Source organism: Actinomadura napierensis, from assembly GCF_039529375.1.
GTDB lineage: Bacteria > Actinomycetota > Actinomycetes > Streptosporangiales > Streptosporangiaceae > Spirillospora > Spirillospora napierensis.
The window spans coordinates 1-587 of the sequence record NZ_BAAAMR010000367.1 but is presented as its reverse complement, the minus strand read 5'-3'; the positions used below and the strand labels follow the sequence as shown (position 1 = coordinate 587).

At 68.0% G+C, this 587-nt stretch carries 1 protein-coding gene; it reads left to right on the top strand.

The genetic code is table 11. From position 1 onward, the window contains the following. On the top strand, positions 1–587 hold a 587-nt coding region (locus ABD296_RS49960; RefSeq protein ID WP_344285704.1), incomplete at both ends, for a polyketide synthase.

Sequence of the window (587 nt, the reverse complement as noted above, 5' to 3'; positions counted from 1 at the left end):
TTACCCCGGCGAGGTCACCACCCCGGAGGAACTGTGGGAACTGGTCGCCCAGGGCCGGGACGCGATCGGCGGATTCCCCACCAACCGAGGCTGGCCCCTCACCGACCTCTACCACCCCGACCCCGACCACTCAGGCACCAGCTACACCCGCGAAGGCGGATTCCTCCACAACGCCGACCAATTCGACGCCGACTTCTTCGGCATGAGCCCCCGCGAAGCCCAAGCCACCGACCCCCAACAACGCCTCCTCCTCGAAACCGCCTGGGAAACCATCGAAAACGCCCACATCAACCCCACCACCCTCCACGGCACCCGCACCGGCATCTTCACCGGCGTCATGTACGCCGACTACGCCGCCCGCCTCACCACCATCCCCACCCCCCACGAAGGACACCTCGCCAACGGCAGCGCCCCCAGCATCGCCTCCGGACGCCTCGCCTACACCCTCGGACTCCAAGGACCCGCCCTCACCATCGACACCGCCTGCTCCTCCTCCCTCGTCGCCCTCCACCTCGCCCGCCAATCCCTCCACAACAACGAATGCGACCTCGCACTCGCCGGCGGCATCGCCATCATGTCCACGCCCA